This window comes from Sphingobium sp. MK2 (assembly GCF_040170545.1).
GTDB lineage: Bacteria > Pseudomonadota > Alphaproteobacteria > Sphingomonadales > Sphingomonadaceae > Sphingobium.
The window spans coordinates 13,241-32,063 of sequence record NZ_JAZDXA010000026.1 but is presented as its reverse complement, the minus strand read 5'-3'; the positions used below and the strand labels follow the sequence as shown (position 1 = coordinate 32,063).

The window sequence follows — 18,823 nt, the reverse complement described above, 5'->3', positions numbered from 1 at the left end:
AATTACAGGCTGGCTTTGGAAGGCAGGGCGAACGGGCCGATCGTCGCTTGCCACTCGGTCTCATGTGCGCCGGCGAAATGCGCGTCGCGCTCGAACAGCGGGGCCTTGGTCAGCTCAGCGCCCAGACGCCGGGCGATTCCTGCGAACAGTGCCCACGAGGCGGCATTGTCCGGGGTCACTGTGGTGATCAGGTGCGTGACGCCGGTAGCCGATGGGCGGTCCAGCAAGGCGGCGATCATGCGCTGCGCCAGCCTTTCACCGCGAGCCGCCGCAGCAACGGCGACCTGCCATATGAAGAAACGACCGCGGTCGGCGGGTAAGCGATAGCCCGATACCCAGCCAACGATCTGGCCGTCGCGTTCGGCGACGATGCAGCTATCGGCGAAATGCGTGCATTGCAGCAGGTTGCAATAGGCCGAATTGCCATCGAGTGGCGGGCAGGCGGCGATCAGCGCGGTGATGGCAGGGCCGTCCTGCGCTACCGGCATACGAAAATTCATATTTCGTCCAATTTCATTCTCACAGGACGCAAAATTCCGTGGCGACAAACATGTCGCATCGGTCTTACGATCAAAAATAATTAGTCTCCCAAAGCATATTTCATGTGGACGAATCCTTTCGCCTCTGTTGCTGCGGCGCAATATATACATATGAGTGCGAAATATTCAACCCTTTGGCCGCAATGCCTTCTCCCTCCGCCGTTTCGACCTTGCATTATCCTTCATTATATAAAGGAAAATGACATTGGCATGGCACCGCGCAAACGGATAGCTATCGGCCATGGAATCCGACCTTTCGAACCCCACTCTCCAGGCGCTTCGCCGCATTCTCCGCGCGACCGAGATCGGCAGCCGCAAGCTGGCCTCGACAACGGGATTGACCCCATCCCAAATGCTGGTGTTACGCGAAATTGGGGGCCGGCATCAGGCAACGCCCAGCATGATCGCGGCGGCGTTGAAATTCAGTCAGGCAACGATCACCAACGTCGTCGATCGGCTGGTTCTCTCCGGTCTCGTAACGCGCGAACGCAGCGAGCGCGACAAGCGGCAGATCATGCTCAATGCCACGGCGGCCGGGCTGGAAGCTCTGGCCTGCGCGCCCGATCTTTTGCAATCGCAATTTACGGAGCGGTTTTCTTCGCTACCCGCGTGGGAACAGGCGATGATCCTCGCCTCGCTGGAGAAATTGAGCGTGATCCTGGGCGCGCAAGACATGGATGCCGCGCCGTTGCTCGACAGCGGTGCCATTGACCGCACAAATCCGGCTGCAACCTAGCGGGGCACGTTATTCAACGCCCAAGACGGCGTGAACTTCGGGACGGAAAGCGAGAGGGGCCTAGCCCTTCTTAGGATCGTCCACCATGTCAGACGCCAGTTCTAGGCCAGCGCGGCCATGCGCCGCAGTATGAGCCGGGGCCTTGGGATGAGGCACATCGATCGGCTCCTCGATCTCCAGCATGCCTTCCCATTTGGTGATGACCGACGTGGCGATGGCATTGCCCAGCACGTTGGTCGCAGTGCGGCCCATGTCCATGAAATGATCGACGGCCAGGATGAAGGCGACCCCTTCGACTGGCAGGTCGAACTGGCCCAGCGTCGCGGCAACCACCACCAGCGACGCCCGCGGTACGGCGGCGATGCCTTTGCTGGTCACCATCAGCACCAGCAATATGGTGATCTGCGTCGCGATCGGCAGGTCGATACCATAGGCCTGCGCGATGAAGATCGTCGCAAAGGTCGCATACATCATCGACCCGTCGAGGTTGAAGCTGTAGCCCAGCGGCAGGACGAAGCTGTATATACGGCGCGGGACGCCAAATCTGTCGAGCTGCTCCAGCATCTTGGGATAGGCCGCTTCAGACGAGGCGGTGGAAAAGGCGATCAGGATCGGTTCGCGCACATAGCGGATCAGCGTGAACATCCGCTTGCCGAGGAACACAGAACCCGCCGCGAACAGCAGCAGCCACAAGGCACCCAGAGCGATGTAGAATTCGCCGATCAGTTCCCCGAATGTGATCAAGACGCCCAAACCTTGGGTCGTAATCACCGACGCCAGCGCACCAAATACGGCGAAGGGAGCCACGCGCATCACATAGCCGGTCACTTGCAACATCAATTCGACCAGGGATTCGACCACCGTGACGATGGGTTTGCCCTTTTCGCCAATGGCGGTCAGGGCAACGCCCACGAACAGGGAAAAGACAACGATCTGGAGAATCGAATTTTCCGCCATCGCGCCGACCATGGAGGTCGGGAAAACATGCAGAATGAAGTCACGGAAGTTCAGCGATTCGGTATTGACGCCGGATTCGGCTCCATTGCGGACCAGATTGAGTCCTTCTCCGGGCGCGAAGAAATTGACGAAAATCAGGCCCAAGGTCAGCGAGATCAGGCTGGCTATGATGAACCAGGCGAGCGCCCGCCCGCCGATCCGTCCCAAGGCCGCACTGTCGCCCATATGGGCAATGCCTGCGACCAGGGTTGAAAAGACCAGCGGCGCTATGATCATCTTGATGAGGTGAAGGAAGATGTCGGCAAGCAGATGGAAATAGCCCGCCACCTGTTTGGCGAGCGCTTCGTCGCCGCCCACCCACAGGTTCGCGGCGAACCCTACGATCACCCCCAGGACCATGCCAGTGAGGATGAAGGCCGTCAGTCTGTTGCGCATCTAATCCCTCATGAGCCGCGCGGGCACAGCTCGCAATATTATTACAACCGTCAGGCGACACCTAACAGGCACATCGGCCACCCGCAATCGGCGTGCGTCCTCACATGGGAGATAGACGAACCAGGCACAGCTTTCCGCGCCTTGCTTCGTCCCAAACGGTGCAATTGGTGGATGTCAGGGGTAGAGCAAACCTTCGCTCCAGCCCGTATCGTCCCGTGTGAACAGACGGCGTTCGTGCAGGCGATGTTCGCGATCCTGCCAGAATTCGATGCGGTCGGGCACTAGTCGAAAGCCCGACCAATGCGGCGGACGCGGCACCGGGCGGCCTTCGAACCGGGCATTGGCTTCTTCGAAACGAGCCATGAATATTTCGCGCGAGGGCAGGGGGCGGGACTGGTCGGATGCCCAGGCACCCAATTGGCTATCGCGGCTGCGCGTGGCGAAATAGGCATCGGCCGTGGCATCATCGACCGGGCCGACAGCCCCTTCGATCCGTATCTGTCGCCGCATGGATTTCCAGTGGAAGAGCAGGGCGGCATGGGGGTTGACGATCAGTTCCCCCGCTTTGCGTCCCTCGAAATTCGTGTAGAAGATAAAGCCATCCGGTCCATGACCTTTCAGCAAAACCATGCGGACGGACGGATGACCGCGCGCATCGGCAGTTGCCAGGGCCATGGCGTTGCTGTCGTTGATTTCGGTTTCGCGCGCCTGACTATACCAGTCGTCGAACAAGGCAAAGGGATCCATCATGCCGCCTTGTCTAGGGGCACCGGGGGATAGTGTCGATACGGGCAATTGCGCAACTTGAACGAACGCCCCCCTTTCGCCACATAGAGACGCACTATCCGTCACCAGAACAAGAGGCACCAGAGCATTGATGGCTGATCCCTATTCCATCCTTGGCGTTGCGCGCGGCGCGACCGAGGCAGAGATCAAGTCGGCCTATCGCAAGCTGGCCAAGGAACTGCATCCCGACAAGAATAAGGATAATCCCAAGGCTTCGGAGAAATTCTCGGCAGCGACCAACGCCTATGATCTGTTGTCTGACAAGGACAAGCGCGCCCGGTTTGATCGCGGCGAGATTGACGGTGATGGTAATCCGACCGCGCCGTTCGGCTTTGGCGGGGCAGGGGGCGGAGGTGGCTTCCGTGGTCAGCCCGGCGGCGGATTTGATCAGGGTGGCGCAGATTTCAGTGACATCTTCGAAGGGCTGTTCGGCGGTGCCGGTCGCCGCGCGGGAGGCGGCGGCTTCGGTCGTCAGGCCCCTCCTGCCAAGGGTGCGAACGTCGCCTATCGGCTGGCGGTGCAATTCACCGATGCCGCCACCCTCGCCCCCCAGCGGATAACGCTTCAGGATGGTAAGACCATCGACCTCAAACTTCCGGCGGGCGTCGAAACGGGCACGCAGATGCGTCTGTCGGGCAAGGGGCAACCCGGCCCCGGCGGGGCTGGCGATGCGATCGTCACGATTGAAGTGAAGCCCCATGCCTACTTCACGCGCGATGGCGACAATGTGCTGCTCAATTTGCCCATCACGCTGGACGAGGCTGTAAAGGGCGGCAAGGTCAAGGTGCCGACCGTCGATGGTGCAGTGATGCTGGGTGTGCCGGCAGGCGCTACGTCGGGCAAGACGCTTCGGCTGCGTGGCAAGGGGTTTACGGGCAGGGACGGTACTCGTGGCGATCAGCTTGTGACGCTCCAGATCGACGTGCCTGCCGATGACCCTGCCCTCCTCGCCTTGGTCGAAGGCTGGCGGGACAGTCGACCCGTGCGCGCCCATCTCGGCGTCTGAGGCGTTGGGTGGCGGATGCCGATGAATTCGCCCTATACGCCTGAATCACGCCGCTACACGGCATCTCGTACCCGCGCGCATTTTCACAGACAGCTCAAGCGCATGCGGCCAGGATCGCAGCCATTTGAGGTGATGAAGCGCGTCGCTGTTGGCACCTACAGTGATGGTTTCATCCATGCGGGCAATCTTGCCTATCTCTCTTTAATGACGCTGTTCCCCTTCTTCATCGTAGCGGCGGCGGTGTTCAGCATCTTTGGCCGAACGCAGGATGGCTTGGCTGCGGTCAATGCTTTCCTCACAACGGTTCCGCCCGGCGTCGCGGATGTTGTGCGCCAACCGATCAGCGATGTTCTCAATGCCCGTTCCGGGCCGCTGCTGTGGCTGGGTGGCCTCGTCGGCCTGTGGACCGTGGGCAGTCTCATTGAAACCATCCGCGACATATTACGCCGCGCCTATGGCACAAAAAGCACCAGATCCTTCTGGCATTACCGGCTGAGCGCGGTTGGCATCACCTTGGCCAGTGTGGTGGCGGTGATGTTCGCCTTCTCGCTGCAGGTTGTGATTACCGGCATCGATCAGTTTCTCAATCATCTCCTCCCTTGGGCCGATGATGCCATCGCCTTGGTCGCGTCGGCAAAACTCGTGCCAATGGGCATCGTTTGTGTAGCCCTTTGGTCCCTGTTCGTGTCGCTGACACCGACCATGTACAAGGATCGTCGATTTCCCAAATGGCCCGGCGCGATCGCAACCTCGCTATGGTGGTATGGCACAACACTGCTTTTGCCGCCGACATTGTCACTGCTGGGTGGCTATGACCGGACCTATGGCAGCTTGGCAGGCGTGATGATCACGCTCATTTTTTTCTTCCTAGTCGGGCTTGGCGTGGTAATTGGCGCGGAACTGAACGCGGCGCTGGCGGAGTTTCCCGAAGAGGAATTGACCGGATCGCCTGAAGACCAAGGGAATGGAACGACGATATGAACGGCTTGATGGCGGGTAAACGCGGCCTCATCATGGGCTTGGCGAACGACAAGTCGTTGGCGTGGGGCATCGCCAAATCCTTGCATGAACAGGGCGCTGAACTGGCTTTCTCCTATCAGGGCGATGCGCTGGCCAAGCGGGTCCGCCCCTTGGCAAGCCAAGTTGGTTCTGACTTCCTGATTGATTGCGATGTCACCGACATGGACAAGCTCGACGCCGCCTTCGCGGAAATCGAGGCGCGTTGGGGAACGCTCGATTTCGTCGTGCACGCGATCGGCTTTTCGGACAAGAATGAACTGCGCGGCCTCTATGTCGATACCAGCCTCGACAATTTCCTGATGACCATGAACGTATCCGCTTACAGTTTCGTGGCAGTCACACGTCGTGCCCGCGCGCTCATGCCGAACGGCGGCAGCATCCTGACGCTGAGCTATTATGGCGCGGAAAAGGTCATCCCCCATTATAACGTCATGGGCGTGGCCAAGGCGGCGCTGGAAACCAGCGTCAAATATCTGGCGATGGACCTTGGACCAGAAAATATTCGCGTGAATGCAATCTCTGCCGGTCCGATCAAGACGCTGGCAGCAAGCGGCATTGGCGATTTCCGTTATATTCTCAAGTGGAACGAACTGAACGCTCCGCTGCGCCGTAATGTGACGATCGAGGATGTCGGCGGCGCTGGCCTGTATCTGCTGTCGGACCTCGCCAGCGGTGTGACCGGCGAAATCCACCATGTCGATGCGGGCTACAACGTCATTGGCATGAAAGCCGAAGACGCCCCGGACATCGCGCTCGATAAATGAGCGTCAACAGCTTTGGTCGCATGTTCCGCTTCACCACCTGGGGCGAGAGCCATGGTCCGGCGATTGGCGCGGTCGTGGACGGCTGCCCGCCGGGCTTGCCGCTCAGCGAGGCGGACATTCAGCCCTGGCTCGATCTGCGCAAACCCGGCACGTCCAAATTCACCACCCAGCGCCGCGAGGCGGATGAGGTTCGGATCCTGTCAGGGGTGTTCGAGGGACGGACGACGGGTACGCCGATCAGCTTGATGATCGAGAATACCGACCAGCGATCCAAGGATTATTCGGACGTCGCCAAGGCCTATCGCCCCGGCCATGCCGACTATGCCTATGACGCCAAATATGGCTTTCGCGATTATCGCGGCGGCGGGCGTTCGTCCGCGCGCGAAACCGCCTCGCGGGTCGCGGCGGGCGCGGTCGCGCGCGCGGTCATTCCCGATGTGGATATCTTCGCTTATGTCAGCGCGATCGGCGGCAATGCGATCGACTATGCTAATTTCGACGCGGCGCAGATCGGGCAAAATCCTTTCTTCTGCCCGGATGCGGAGGCCGCCACACGCTGGGAAAAGCTGGTGGACGATGCTCGACGCGATGGCTCGTCGCTTGGTGCCATCGTGGAATGTGTCGCCAGCGGCGTTCCGGCCGGTTGGGGCGCGCCGCTCTATGCCAAGCTCGACAGCGAATTGGCCGCCGCGATGATGAGCATCAATGCGGTCAAGGGCGTCGAGATTGGCGACGGATTTGCCGCCGCGAACCTGCGCGGTGAGCAGAATGCCGACCCGATGCGCCCCGGCCCCGATGGACCGACCTTCCTTGCCAATCATGCAGGTGGCATTGCAGGCGGCATCGCCACCGGCCAGCCGATCAAGCTGCGCGTCGCCTTCAAGCCTACCAGCTCGATCTTGATTCCAGTCGAGACGGTGACGCGCGATGGCGCAGCGTCCGACATCATCACCAAGGGTCGCCACGATCCCTGTGTCGGCATTCGCGGCGTGCCCGTGGTCGAGGCGATGATGGCGCTGGTGCTGGCCGACCAGAAATTGCTCCACCGCGCCCAATGCGGGGAATGACGCGCCGGACCGACTGTAAAAGACGGAGACGACTCACTTTTGTTGCGATAGGATGACGCTATCGCTCGTTCGACGGGCAAGCGGCAGAGCGTAAGCCTGGGGAGCGTCACCACGCATTGCGCGGATCGACGGTCAAAACGTCCCCTCACCGCCGCGATACGGGCCAGTCATGCAACCATGGCTGGCCCATTTCGTTTCAGCCCGGCAAGATCAGCGGCCAGCGCTGATCTTGTGGGGGACCAGGGGCATTATGCATTTCATCACCGCGCTGCTGGGCGTGTATCGGGCCGAAATCGGGTTGGTGGTTCTGGCCGCCATGTTCATCGCCTTCGTGCGCGAACGCTATTCGCCTACGGTCATCGCCGTTGTCGGTGCCTGTGCCTTCGCGCTGCTCGGCATGCTGGATGAGAAGGCGCTTTTTTCGGTCTTTTCCAACAGTGCGCCCCTGACCGTCGGAGCGATGTTCATCCTTTCTGGCGCGCTGATCCGCACGGGTGTCATCAGTCGTGTGGCCGATATCATCATGACGCGGGCCGAACGGCGTCCCCGGCTCGCCCTTGCCGAAGTGGCGATCGGCACGATCATCCTCTCGGCCTTCCTCAATAATACACCCGTGGTCGTGCTGCTGATCCCGATCATGTTCAAGCTGGCGCAGGCAACGGGCTATCCGGTCAAGAAATTGTTGATCCCGATGAACACGGTTGCGGTGCTGGGCGGTTGCCTGACCTTGGTCGGCACATCGACCAATCTGATTGTGGCGGGCATTGCCGCGGATCAGGGCATGGCCCCCTTTGGCATTTTTGATATCACCCTCTATGGTCTGGCGGGAACGATTGCTGGTGTCATCGCCCTGATTTGTCTGTCTTTCCTGCTGCCCAGCGACGCGCCGAGCATCGCTGGAGAAAATGGCGGCAATGTGCAGGATTATTTGACCGAATTGGTGGTGCCCCAGGACAGCGACCTCATCGGTCGCGCGGTCGGCTCGCTCGGCATGTTTGGCCGGACCGTCAAGCTGTTGGGCATCAAGCGGGGTGGGGACATCCGTCGCCGCGACCTGGTGGAAGAAGAACTACATGCTGGCGATCGGCTGATCGTCCGGGCCGATGGTGCAGCGATCATGACGCTGCGCGAATCGGACCAGTTTGAACTCGGCATCGCCGCCGACTCGCGTACATCTGGCCAGGAAGGCCGCGTTGTCGAAGCCATGGTGTCGCCCAGCCACCCGTCCATCGGCGAGCGGCTGATGGATATTCCCTTTCTCCATGCGCTGCGGGTACGGATTATTGGTATTCACCGCGCTCGGCACTTGCCTGGACCAGACCTGCCCGAAACGCGCGTGCGCGGCGCGGATCGCCTGTTGATCGCTGGCAGCGACGATGCCATGCGATCGCTGCGCGATAATCCCCACCTGATCGGCGTCGATGTCAGTCGGGTCCGCGCTTTCCGGCGTAAAAAGGCGTGGATCGCCATGGTGGCGATGGCAGGTGTCGTCATCCTGTCCGCCCTCAATGTCGTGGGCATTGGCCTTGCCGCAGTCATTGCGGTTGGCCTCATCCTCATCACGCGCTGCATTGATCCCGAAGAAGCCTGGGGGGCGGTGGATGGCGATGTGCTGGTGTTGATCTTCGCCATGCTCGCGGTTGGGCTGGCGCTCGAACAGGCGGGCAGCGTCGCTTTGATGGTCGGCTGGATCACGCCGCTGCTGCAAAGCGCGCCCGTCTGGTCGCTGGTGTTTCTCATCTATTTCTTTGCTCTGATCCTCTCTGAACTGCTCAGCAACAATGCGGTCGCCGCCCTCTTGACGCCCATCACGATCGCGATCGCGCAGCAACTGGGCGTCGATCCCCGCCCGCTCATCGTCGCGCTGATGATCGGCGCATCGGCCTGTTTTGCGACGCCGATCGGCTATCAGACCAATGCGCTCGTCTATGCTGCGGGCGATTATCGGTTCGCCGATTTCGTGCGGATCGGCGTGCCGATCAACATCGTCGTGGGCGTTGCGGTGTGCAGCGCGCTGGTGCTGCTGGGCTAAGCGCCAATCCGGTTGGGTTGGCTCTGTTCGCAGGCCCGCCCATCCGCCAGATCGTGGCAAACGACAAGGAACCGTTCCATGACCAGCCTGCCCTTCACCCAGGTCGATGCTTTTGCCGATGCCCCCTTCACCGGCAATCCGGCCGCCGTGATGCCGCTTGATGCCTGGCTCGACGACGCCACGCTGCAGGCCATTGCGGCAGAGAATAATCTGTCCGAGACCGCCTTCACGCTGGCAACGCCCGATGACCCGGAGGCGGACCATGCGCTGCGCTGGTTCACGCCCACCGTCGAAGTGAAATTGTGCGGTCATGCGACCCTGGCCAGCGGCCATGTACTGATGGGGCAGGGGGATGTGGTTCGCTTTCGTACGCGGCATGCAGGCATATTGACCGTATCGCGCGCAGGCGATGACTATGTGCTGTCGCTTCCAGCCTGGGATATGGCGCCGCGTGCTTTGCCGGAACTGGCGGCAGGGCTGGGGGGCACTCCAGTCGAGTCGCATTGGCGCGATGGTGGTTACAGCCTGTTCCTCTTCCCCGATGCCGCTGCCGTGCGCGCGCTCGCGCCGGACTATGCGGCCTTGAAGGCGCAGGGCGACGTGATGCTCATCGCCACCGCGCCGGGTGAGGATAGCGACATCGTCAGCCGCGTCTTCGTGCCGGGCGGCGGCGTGGATGAAGATCCCGTCACGGGGTCCGCCCATGGCCTGCTCACCCCCTTCTGGGCCAAGCGCCTGGGCAAGACGACGCTCGGCGCGTTTCAGGCGTCGGCCCGTGGCGGTCGGCTTGGCTGCACCTTGGATGGCGACCGGGTGATCCTGACCGGCCAGTGCCGCACCGTGATCGAGGGCCGCTTCCACCTCTAGCCCGGAAACAGGCCGATCACGCGCGCCAGCGCCGCTTTCACTGCGACCCGTTGTTCCTTGTGCGGTGACATGCCGATCCGCACCACGGTCAGCCGCTGACTGGGCGACACGAGAATATATTGGCCATTATGCCCGACGCAGCCGAACAGGCTGGCGGGGGCGAAGCCCGGCATCAGCGCGCTTTCGCTGCCTTCGCGGTTGAGCCAGAGATGCGCGCCATAGGCCGGGTTGCGTTTCGATGGCGTGCGCATGAAGTCGACCCATTTTTCCGGCAATATCTGATGCCCGCTGGGGCCGCGCCCCTGCCGCCGCAGCAATTCGCCAAAGCGGCCATAATCGCGCGCGGTCATGTGCATCATGCTGCCGCCGATCATCGTGCCCGCCGCGTCATATTCGGGCGTCAGGCTGGGCAATTTGCCGGGTGCCTTCAACCGGCCGTCGATGAACATCGCCATCGCCCGCCGCCGCACGTCGGGATCGCTGCTGTTGGTCAGCATCCGCGTCATCAGGTCGGACAGGATGATGCTGTTGCCGGTCGAATAAGCGAAGTGCGCGCCCGGTGCCTGCCCCAGCGGCTTGGCCTCGGCATAGGCGCGCATGTCCTGCGCGCCGTTGGTGAAGAGCATCCGCACCGTGTCACCGCTCTGGATCGGTTCGCCATCCTCGACATGATCGAGGCCGCTGGTCATCTGGAGCAATTGGCGCAGCGTGATCTTGCCGCGCGGGTCGCCCGGCTGGCTCCATGCTGCCACCGGCACCGGCGCGTCGATCGCCAGCCGTCCGTCCGCCACCATCAGCCCGACCAGAACGGCCGTCACGCTCTTGGCGATCGACCAGGACAGCAATTTCGTGTCCGGCCCGAAACCCTGCGCATAGCGTTCCGCGACGATTTCACCATCGCGCATCACCAGCAGCGCGCGGGTGTCGCCCATCGCGGCGTCCTCGAACAAGGGGTCGATCGCCGCCCGCAGCGCCGCCTCACCCACTACCGCGTCGCGCGCCACCTGGTAGAGCGGCTGCGGGTCGGCCGCGCGCACGCTCCACAGCCCGCCCGCGCCGACAAGGGCCACCAGGGCGGCGCCAAGGCCAAGCCGCTTTACGCTGTTCCATTCGATCTTCATAAGCCGCGCCCTTAGCCATCCCCAACCGAGTCGGGAATATGCCGGGCCGCCGGACGATCATTTATCTTGCCCTTGTGCTTATCCTGTCGCTGCTGGCCGTGCTTGGCTGGCATTGGAGCGGTGTGCGCGGTCAGGCAGAACTGGGCACCGCCTATGGCGCGCGCCTCGCCTGTTCGTGCCGCTATGTCGAAGGACGGGCGATGGGCAGTTGCGAGGACGACAAGGAACCGGGCATGGCGCTCGTTACCTTGACGGACCGGCCCGAAGACAAGGCGGTCGAAGCGCGTGTGCCCTTGGTTGCCACGCGCACCGCCCGCTATCGCCCCGGCTGGGGCTGCCTGCTCGATCCCGTCCCTTAAGCGGCGGCAAGGCTGGCCCCCCGCGCTTTCCCCCGCTAAGGCCGCGTCATGCGGCCCGACATTCCCACGCTTCTTCACGACATATTCGGCTTCACCCGCTTTCGCGGGGTGCAGGAACAGGTGGTCGCGCGCGTCATGGTGGGCCAGCCGACGCTGGCGATCATGCCGACCGGCGCGGGCAAGTCGCTTTGCTATCAATTGCCCTCGGTCGCGCTCGACGGCTGCTGCGTCGTCGTCTCGCCACTGATCGCGCTGATGCATGACCAGCTGCGTGCCGCCACCGCGGTCGGCATTCGCGCCGCCAGCCTGACCAGCGTCGATGCCGACTGGCGCGAGACGCAGGACCGGTTGCGCAATGGCGATCTCGACCTGCTCTATGTCGCGCCGGAACGTGCCAGCCAGGAGGGGTTTCGCAACCTGCTGCGATCGGCCAGGGTCGCGCTGTTCGCGATCGACGAAGCCCATTGCGTGTCCGAATGGGGGCATGATTTCCGCCCCGACTATCGCCTGCTGCGCCCGCTGCTCGACGAATTTCCCGATGTCCCCCGGCTGGCGCTGACCGCCACCGCCGACGCGCATACGCGCAAGGATATATTGGTTCAGCTCGGCATTCCCGACGATGGCCTCATCATATCGGGCTTCGACCGGCCCAATATCCGCTATGCGGTCCATCCGCGCGATGGCCTCACGCGGCAACTGGCCGATCTGGTCGCTGCCAATCCCGGTCCCGGCATCGTCTATGCCCAGACCCGCGCCGCGACCGAGAAGCTCGCTGAAACGCTGGGGCGGGGTGGTCGCGCCGTGCGCGCCTACCATGCCGGGCTCGACCCCAAGGTGCGCGCCGCCAACCAGTCCGCCTTCATCGCCAGCGAGGATATGGTGATGGTCGCCACCGTTGCGTTCGGCATGGGGATCGACAAGCCCGACGTGCGCTTCGTCGCGCATGCGGGCCTGCCCAAGTCGATCGAGGGCTATTATCAGGAATCGGGCCGCGCGGGCCGCGACGGCGAACCGGCGGTCGCGCATCTGTTCTGGGGGGCGGAGGATTTCGCCCGCGCCCGGCAGCGGATCACGGAATTGGAGCAGAGCCGCCAGCAGGGCGAGCGCACGCGGATCGCGGCGCTGGGCGCGCTGGTCGAGACGGCGACCTGCCGCCGCGCCATATTGCTGCGCCATTTCGGCGAAAATCCGCCCGCCACCTGCGGCAATTGCGACAATTGCCTCTCGCCGCCCGCCAGCATCGACGCGACCGAGACGGCGCGCAAATATCTGTCCGCCGTCTATCGCACCGGCCAGAGTTTCGGGTCCGGCCATATCGAGGCGGTGCTGACCGGCGCGCCCAACGACAAGGTGCGCGAGCGCGGCCATGACAAGATTTCGGTCCATGGCATCGTGTCGGGGGACGAGGTCGTGCTGCTGCGTCCCGTGTCGCGCGCGCTGCTGGTGCGCGACGCGCTGGAGACCACCGAGCATGGCGGGCTGATGCTTGGTCCCAATGCGCGGCCCATCCTGCGCGGGGAGGAAGAAGTCCGCATCCTGGTGCCGCCCAAACGCGAGCGGCGGTCCCGCAATGCCCGCAACGGGGCCGATGCGAACCCGGTCGGCGATCCGCTGTTCGACGCGCTGCGCGCCTGCCGCCGCGAACTGGCGCAGGAGGCGGGCGTGCCGCCCTATGTGATCTTCCATGATTCGACGCTGCGTGAAATGGCCGAACAGCGGCCGTCCTCGATCCGCGATCTGGGCACGATCAGCGGCGTGGGGCAGAAGAAGCTGGATGCCTGGGGCGATGCCTTTCTGGCGGCGATTCGGCCGTTTCTGTAGAATCCATATCTCCCTTCCGTTCGCCCTGAGCTTGTCGAAGGGCCGTACTTCTTTGCAAGTAAGGACAGGGCTTCGACAAGCTCAGCCTGAACGGTTTGAGGGTTTATCCTTGAATCCCTTTTTGCGGCGGAGCATGGCCTGTGCCAAAGGAGAAGCCCCATGTTCCGCAAATTGACCGACCGCATCCTTGTTTCGCCGCAGATCACGCTGGATCAGGTGGCCGACGCCAAGGCGCAGGGCGTGACGATCATCGTCAACAACCGCCCCGACGACGAGGAGCCGGGACAGGTCAATGGCGCGGAGATCGAAGCTGCGGCCAAGGCGGCGGGCATCGCCTATGTCGCGGTGCCGGTGGCGCATGGCGGTTTTGCACCATGGCAATTGGACGGGATGGCGAGCGCGTTGGAACAGACGGAGGCAGGCGGCAAGATGCTCGCTTATTGCCGGTCGGGCACGCGCAGCACCTTGCTCTGGGCACTGACCCGCGCGCGCGCCGGTGACGATGGCGACGTGCTGGCGGCGCAGGCAGCGGCGGCCGGCTATGACATCGCGCCGGTGCGGCAGATCATGGATGCGGTGAAGGGGCAGTGAGAGGGGCTGGATTGTGAAACGCTTTTTGTTTGCTTTACTTTTGCTGGGTCTGGGTCAAGCTGCCCAGGGGCAGACCGTAGAAAAGATCACCAATCGGACAATCGGGATCGAAGTCGTCAAACCGGAGGGCTGGCATCATCTGAGCGCCGAGGCCAATCTCGACAATCTGCGTCGAGTGGGGCCTGATGATAAGGAATTTCAGGAGGCGGCTGCCCGATATGGCAACGCCCCCGTAATCGCGTTCAGCAAATATGTTGAACCCTATCCTGACCTCAATCCCAGTTTCAAAATCAACATTCGTCCGCTCGGCGCTTTGGCGGGTCGATCCGCGAGTGACATATTGCAGGTTGTGCTGCCTGCCATGCTCCGAGTGTTTCCGGACATGACGATAGAGCAGGCCCCGATGGAAACAGTGATTGCGGGACAGGCAGGCAGCTATGCGCGTTTTACTTATACGCTCAAAACCGCCGATGTATCTCTGCCCACGACATCCGAACTGTGGATCATTCCAAAGGGCAGCTATTTTTTCATGATCGGTGCAGGGACGCGGCAGGACGAAGCCAATGGCACGCGGGCGGAAATTCAGTCGATCCTCTCGACCATCAGTTTTGATCCCCAATAGCGCGCTACATCAGCGTCGAGCCCCCTCTTCCAACTGCGCCTAGGTGCCTTTGGCACCAAGGCTCCTATCCTTCTCCCCGCTGGGGAGAAGGGGCGGCGAGGCCTACCCGCACTCCACCGTTACATGCGCCATGCGGGGGAGCGCGTTGAGGCGTGCGCGGACGGCCGGGCCGTTCGCGCCGGGGGCGAGGCTGAGGATGACGGCGTGGGCGTGGGGGCCGATGCGCCAGACGTGGAGGTCGCGGATGGTGGCGCCTTCGGCTTCCGCCAGCGCGCGGACCTTGGCCGTCAGCGCTGGTTCGGCGGTGTCGAGCAGGATGGCGGCGGTGTCCTTCATCAGGCCCCAGGCCCAGCGCGCGATGACGATCGACCCCAATATGCCGACCGCCGGGTCGAGCCACCACCAGCCGAGATAGCGCCCGGCGAGCAGCGCGGCGATCGCCAGCACCGATGTCAGCGCGTCGGTCAGCACATGGACATAGGCGGCGCGCAGGTTGTTGTCGGCATGGCCGTGCTGATGGTCGTCGCCATGTCCGTGATCATGGCTATGGTCATGCCCCAGCAAAAACGCGCTGATGATGTTGATGATGAGGCCGACGATCGCCACCAGCGTCGCTTCGCCGAACGCGACCTGTACCGGCTCCAGGAAGCGCATCCCCGATTCGATCGCGATGAACAGCGCCATGACGCCGAGCAGCAGTGCGGAGGCGAAGCCCGACAGGTCGCCGACCTTGCCCGTGCCGAAGGTGAAGCGCGGGTTGCGCGCATGCCGCCGCGCATAGCCATAGGCCGCCGCCGCCACGGCGAGCGCGCCGGCATGGGTCGCCATGTGAAAACCATCGGCCAGCAGCGCCATAGAGCCGGTCATCCAGCCCGCGACGATCTCCACCACCATCGTCGCGGCAGTCAGCCAGACGACCCACAGCGTCCGTTTGGCATTTTTATCATGTCCGTCGGACAGATAGATATGGTCGAAATAATGGCTGTCCTCGCCATCCTTGCTGGCAGGCGATGGCGCGTGGTCGTGATGGGCGTGGCCGTGCCCGGTGCCGTGAGAGTGATCGTCGTGCATCGTCATTTCCCGTAGCGGCGGATCAACGCCAGCATTTCTTCGGCGGCCGCCGCGCGCGCTTCGTCGGACAGGCCGGGGCAGGCGACATGTTCGCGCATATGCTGCTCGATCAGTTCCTCCATCAGGCTGCCGACCGCGCCGCGCACGGAGGCGACCAGTTGCAATGTTTCCGAGCAGCCCGCGTCGCCCGTCAATTGACGCTCGACGGCAGCGACCTGCCCCGCGATCCGGCGCACCCGCGCCAGTAATTTGTCTCGATCCGCTACGATATGCATAGGGTAGCCCCCTATACTATAGGCGCGGTCGCGACAAGGCCCATCACCTGCCCCAAAAACCATAGCTTGCCTCCACTTCGGCCATGGCTTTGCCAGCCCCCCTCGCCTAACAGGAAGCGATGACGAACCGGTTGGACTGCGATCTGGCGATCCTTGGCGGCGGCCTGTCCGGCAGCCTGATCGCGCTTGCCTTCGCGGCAAAGCGGCCCGATGTCCGCATTCGGTTGATCGAAAGCGGCGCAGAGATTGGCGGCAATCATATCTGGTCCTTTTTCGATGGCGACGTGGCCGCGCAGGACCGCTGGCTCATTGATCCGCTTGTTACCCATCGCTGGGAACGGGGGCATGAGGTCCGCTTTCCCGGCCATCATCGCCGTCTTGATACGCCCTATAACAGCATCGCCTCGCCCCGGCTCGACGCCCACGTCCGCGCGACGCTGGGCGATGTGACGATGACCGGCGCGAGCGTCGCCGCCGTCACGCCGACCATCGTCCGCCTGACCGACGAACGGGAGATCGACGCGGGGGCTGTGATCGATGCGCGCGGCGCGGCCGACCTGTCGCCGCTGCGCTGTGGCTGGCAGAAATTCGTCGGCCATGCGCTGCGGCTCGATGCGCCGCATGGCATTGACCGGCCGGTGATCATGGATGCGACGGTCGAGCAGATGGACGGCTATCGCTTCGTCTATCTGCTGCCCTGGGACGACCACACCATCTTCGTCGAGGATACTTATTATAGCGACACGCCCGACCTGGACGTGCCCGCCATCGACGCACGCATCGCCGCCTATGCCAGTGACAAGGGCTGGACCGGCACGCTGATCCACCGCGAACAAGGGGTGTTGCCCGTGGTTCATGGCGGCGATTTCGATCGCTACTGGCCCAAGGATGATCCGGTCGCGCGCGCGGGTGTGCGGGCCGGGCTGTTTCAGCCGATGACCGGCTATTCGCTGCCCGACGCGGTGCGTTTCGCGACCTGGCTGGTCGATCAGCCGCTTGACCAGTTGGCGACCGTCACGCGCGCCCATGCGGCGGCACATTGGCGCAGCGGCGGCTATTATCGACTGCTTGGCAAGATGCTGTTCGGTGCGGCAGTGCCCGATCAGCGCTGGCGTATCTTCGCGCGCTTCTATGGCCTGCGCGCGCCTCTCATCCAGCGTTTCTACGCCGGACGTTCCACCATTACTGACCGTGTCCGCATCTTGTGCGGACGCCCCCCCGTGCCCATAAGGGATGCCATGCGAACATTGCTGAATCCGCCCGCCTGATGACCAGGAAAGCGATAATCATCGGCGCGGGCTTTGGCGGCCTGGCGCTGGCCATCCGCCTGCAATCCGCAGGTATCGACACCACGCTGGTCGAGGCGCGCGATCGCCCCGGCGGCCGGGCCTATATGTGGCAGAAGGATGGCTTCACCTTCGACGCCGGGCCGACGGTCATCACCGACCCCGATTGCCTGAACGAGTTGTGGCGCCTGTCCGGCCATGACATGGCGCAGGACGTGACGTTGATGCCAGTCAGCCCCTTCTATCGGCTCAACTGGCGCGACGGCACCAATTTCGACTATAGCAATGACGAAGTGTCGCTGCGCGCCGAGATCGCCAAGCTCGATCCGGGCGATGTCGCGGGCTATGAGCGCTTCCTCGATTATGCCGCGGGCGTGTTCGAAGAAGGCTATCGCAAGCTCGGATCGGTCGCGTTCCTCGACTTCGCCTCGATGATCAAGGCCGCTCCGGCGCTGGCTCGCTATCAGGCGTGGCGGTCGGTCTATTCGGTCGTGTCTTCCTATGTGAAGAATGAGAAGCTGCGCGAGGCGCTGTCCTTCCACACGCTGCTGGTCGGCGGCAATCCGATGAAGACCAGTGCCATCTATGCCCTGATCCACAAGCTGGAAAAGGATGGTGGCGTCTGGTTCGCCAAGGGCGGCACCAACAAGCTGGTCGAGGGGATGGCGACTCATTTCGAGCGGCTGGGCGGCACGTTGCGGCTGGGCGACAAGGTCACGCGCATCGAAACCTATGGCGACAAGGTCACCGCCGTCCACACCGCGTCGGGCTGGCGCGGGGAGGCGGATGCCGTTGCCAGCAATGCCGACCTGATGCACAGCTATCGCGACCTGCTGGGCCATCATCCGCGTGGGGAAAAGCAGGGGCAGAAGCTTGCCAGCAAGCGCTGGTCGCCCAGCCTGTTCGTGCTGCATTTCGGCATCAAGGGCAGTTGGCCCGGCATCCCGCATCATATGATCCTGTTCGGGCCACGCTATGAAGGATTGCTCACCGACATTTACGATCATGGCGTGCTGCCGGAGGATTTCTCGCTCTATCTGCACCACCCGACCGTCACCGATCCGTCGATGGCGCCCGAAGGCCATTCGACCTTCTATGCGCTCGCCCCGGTGCCGCATATGGGCAAGCTGCCGATCGACTGGGACCAGTTTGCGCCAGCCTATGCCGAGCGCATCTTGGACGAGATCCAGCATCGGTTGATCCCCGACATCCGCTCGCGCATCGTCACGCAATTCCATTATGCGCCGACCGATTTCGGCCGTGACCTCAACGCGCATCTGGGCAGCGCCTTCAGCCTGGAGCCGTTGCTGACGCAGAGCGCCTGGTTCCGGGCGCATAATCGCGACGATGTCATTCCCAATCTCTATCTGGTAGGGGCCGGCACCCATCCCGGCGCGGGCATCCCCGGCGTGGTGGGCAGCGCCAAGGCAACCGCCGCGCTGATGCTGGAAGATCTGGGTTAGAGACG

At 62.9% G+C, this 18,823-nt stretch carries 19 protein-coding genes; 13 read left to right on the top strand and 6 right to left on the bottom strand.

What is annotated here, in order from left to right:
• Positions 1-2: 2 nt before the first annotated feature.
• Positions 3-500: a diaminobutyrate acetyltransferase gene (ectA, locus tag V2I08_RS12695; RefSeq protein ID WP_349635438.1), complete on the bottom strand. Its 498-nt coding sequence runs from the start codon at positions 498-500 to the stop codon at positions 3-5.
• Between the two features lie 280 nt (positions 501-780).
• On the opposite strand from ectA, the gene V2I08_RS12690 reads away from it, so the two are divergent.
• Complete coding sequence (locus V2I08_RS12690) at positions 781-1,275, top strand: MarR family transcriptional regulator (RefSeq protein ID WP_310220962.1); 495 nt, start codon at positions 781-783, stop codon at positions 1,273-1,275.
• 60 nt (positions 1,276-1,335) lie between these two features.
• Here V2I08_RS12690 and V2I08_RS12685 read toward each other — a convergent pair whose 3' ends face one another.
• Both V2I08_RS12685 and pdxH read right to left on the bottom strand, forming a co-directional pair.
• Positions 1,336-2,667 (bottom strand): dicarboxylate/amino acid:cation symporter, encoded by a 1,332-nt coding sequence (locus tag V2I08_RS12685; protein ID WP_349635437.1) that lies wholly within the window; start codon positions 2,665-2,667, stop codon positions 1,336-1,338.
• Between the two features lie 174 nt (positions 2,668-2,841).
• On the bottom strand, positions 2,842-3,417 hold the full coding sequence (gene pdxH / locus V2I08_RS12680; RefSeq protein ID WP_349635436.1) for a pyridoxamine 5'-phosphate oxidase: 576 nt from the start codon (positions 3,415-3,417) through the stop codon (positions 2,842-2,844).
• 127 nt (positions 3,418-3,544) lie between these two features.
• Here pdxH and V2I08_RS12675 point away from each other — a divergent pair, with 127 nt between their 5' ends.
• The 6 genes from V2I08_RS12675 (at position 3,545) to V2I08_RS12650 (ending at position 10,209) form a co-directional block, all read left to right on the top strand.
• Entirely contained in the window at positions 3,545-4,459 is a 915-nt protein-coding gene (locus V2I08_RS12675; RefSeq protein WP_349635435.1) for a DnaJ C-terminal domain-containing protein, read from the top strand.
• Between the two features lie 15 nt (positions 4,460-4,474).
• A complete protein-coding gene (locus V2I08_RS12670) occupies positions 4,475-5,440 on the top strand; it encodes a YihY/virulence factor BrkB family protein (protein ID WP_349635434.1) in 966 nt (321 codons plus the stop codon).
• Positions 5,437-6,243: an enoyl-ACP reductase FabI gene (gene fabI, locus V2I08_RS12665; RefSeq protein WP_349635433.1), complete on the top strand. Its 807-nt coding sequence runs from the start codon at positions 5,437-5,439 to the stop codon at positions 6,241-6,243. Before V2I08_RS12670 ends, fabI begins: the two co-directional genes overlap by 4 nt.
• Positions 6,240-7,310: a chorismate synthase gene (gene aroC / locus V2I08_RS12660; protein WP_349635432.1), complete on the top strand. Its 1,071-nt coding sequence runs from the start codon at positions 6,240-6,242 to the stop codon at positions 7,308-7,310. The genes fabI and aroC overlap by 4 nt, the downstream gene beginning before the upstream one ends.
• Before the next feature lie 250 nt (positions 7,311-7,560).
• Positions 7,561-9,342: an SLC13 family permease gene (locus tag V2I08_RS12655; RefSeq protein WP_349635431.1), complete on the top strand. Its 1,782-nt coding sequence runs from the start codon at positions 7,561-7,563 to the stop codon at positions 9,340-9,342.
• 78 nt (positions 9,343-9,420) lie between these two features.
• Positions 9,421-10,209 carry a PhzF family phenazine biosynthesis protein gene (locus tag V2I08_RS12650; protein WP_349635430.1) on the top strand — a complete coding sequence of 263 codons (789 nt, stop codon included), beginning with the start codon at positions 9,421-9,423 and terminating at the stop codon, positions 10,207-10,209.
• On the opposite strand, the gene V2I08_RS12645 is transcribed toward V2I08_RS12650, so the two are convergent.
• Entirely contained in the window at positions 10,206-11,330 is a 1,125-nt protein-coding gene (locus V2I08_RS12645; RefSeq protein WP_349635429.1) for a serine hydrolase, read from the bottom strand. The two genes, V2I08_RS12650 and V2I08_RS12645, sit on opposite strands and share 4 nt — an antisense overlap.
• 38 nt (positions 11,331-11,368) lie before the next feature.
• Between V2I08_RS12645 and V2I08_RS12640 the strand changes: the two genes are divergently transcribed.
• The 4 genes from V2I08_RS12640 (at position 11,369) to V2I08_RS12625 (ending at position 14,723) form a co-directional block, all read left to right on the top strand.
• Positions 11,369-11,689, top strand: a complete 321-nt coding sequence (locus tag V2I08_RS12640; RefSeq protein WP_349635428.1) for a hypothetical protein — start codon at positions 11,369-11,371, stop codon at positions 11,687-11,689.
• A 48-nt stretch (positions 11,690-11,737) separates the two neighbouring features.
• Positions 11,738-13,510 carry a DNA helicase RecQ gene (recQ, locus tag V2I08_RS12635; protein ID WP_349635427.1) on the top strand — a complete coding sequence of 591 codons (1,773 nt, stop codon included), beginning with the start codon at positions 11,738-11,740 and terminating at the stop codon, positions 13,508-13,510.
• A gap of 159 nt (positions 13,511-13,669) precedes the next feature.
• The gene (locus V2I08_RS12630) at positions 13,670-14,101 is read left to right on the top strand and encodes a TIGR01244 family sulfur transferase (protein WP_349635426.1); all 432 of its coding nucleotides are present in this window, start codon (positions 13,670-13,672) and stop codon (positions 14,099-14,101) included.
• A 13-nt stretch (positions 14,102-14,114) separates the two neighbouring features.
• The gene (locus V2I08_RS12625) at positions 14,115-14,723 is read left to right on the top strand and encodes a hypothetical protein (RefSeq protein WP_349635425.1); all 609 of its coding nucleotides are present in this window, start codon (positions 14,115-14,117) and stop codon (positions 14,721-14,723) included.
• 102 nt (positions 14,724-14,825) lie between these two features.
• Here the strand turns inward: V2I08_RS12625 and dmeF are convergent, their stop codons facing one another.
• Complete coding sequence (gene dmeF, locus V2I08_RS12620) at positions 14,826-15,800, bottom strand: CDF family Co(II)/Ni(II) efflux transporter DmeF (protein WP_349635424.1); 975 nt, start codon at positions 15,798-15,800, stop codon at positions 14,826-14,828.
• A complete protein-coding gene (locus V2I08_RS12615; protein ID WP_310220989.1) occupies positions 15,797-16,069 on the bottom strand; it encodes a metal/formaldehyde-sensitive transcriptional repressor in 273 nt (90 codons plus the stop codon). The genes dmeF and V2I08_RS12615 overlap by 4 nt, the downstream gene beginning before the upstream one ends.
• A gap of 119 nt (positions 16,070-16,188) precedes the next feature.
• Here V2I08_RS12615 and crtY point away from each other — a divergent pair, with 119 nt between their 5' ends.
• On the top strand, positions 16,189-17,337 hold the full coding sequence (crtY, locus tag V2I08_RS12610) for a lycopene beta-cyclase CrtY (RefSeq protein WP_349635423.1): 1,149 nt from the start codon (positions 16,189-16,191) through the stop codon (positions 17,335-17,337).
• Complete coding sequence (locus V2I08_RS12605; RefSeq protein WP_349635422.1) at positions 17,337-18,818, top strand: phytoene desaturase; 1,482 nt, start codon at positions 17,337-17,339, stop codon at positions 18,816-18,818. The genes crtY and V2I08_RS12605 overlap by 1 nt, the downstream gene beginning before the upstream one ends.
• The last annotated feature ends 5 nt before the right edge of the window (positions 18,819-18,823 follow it).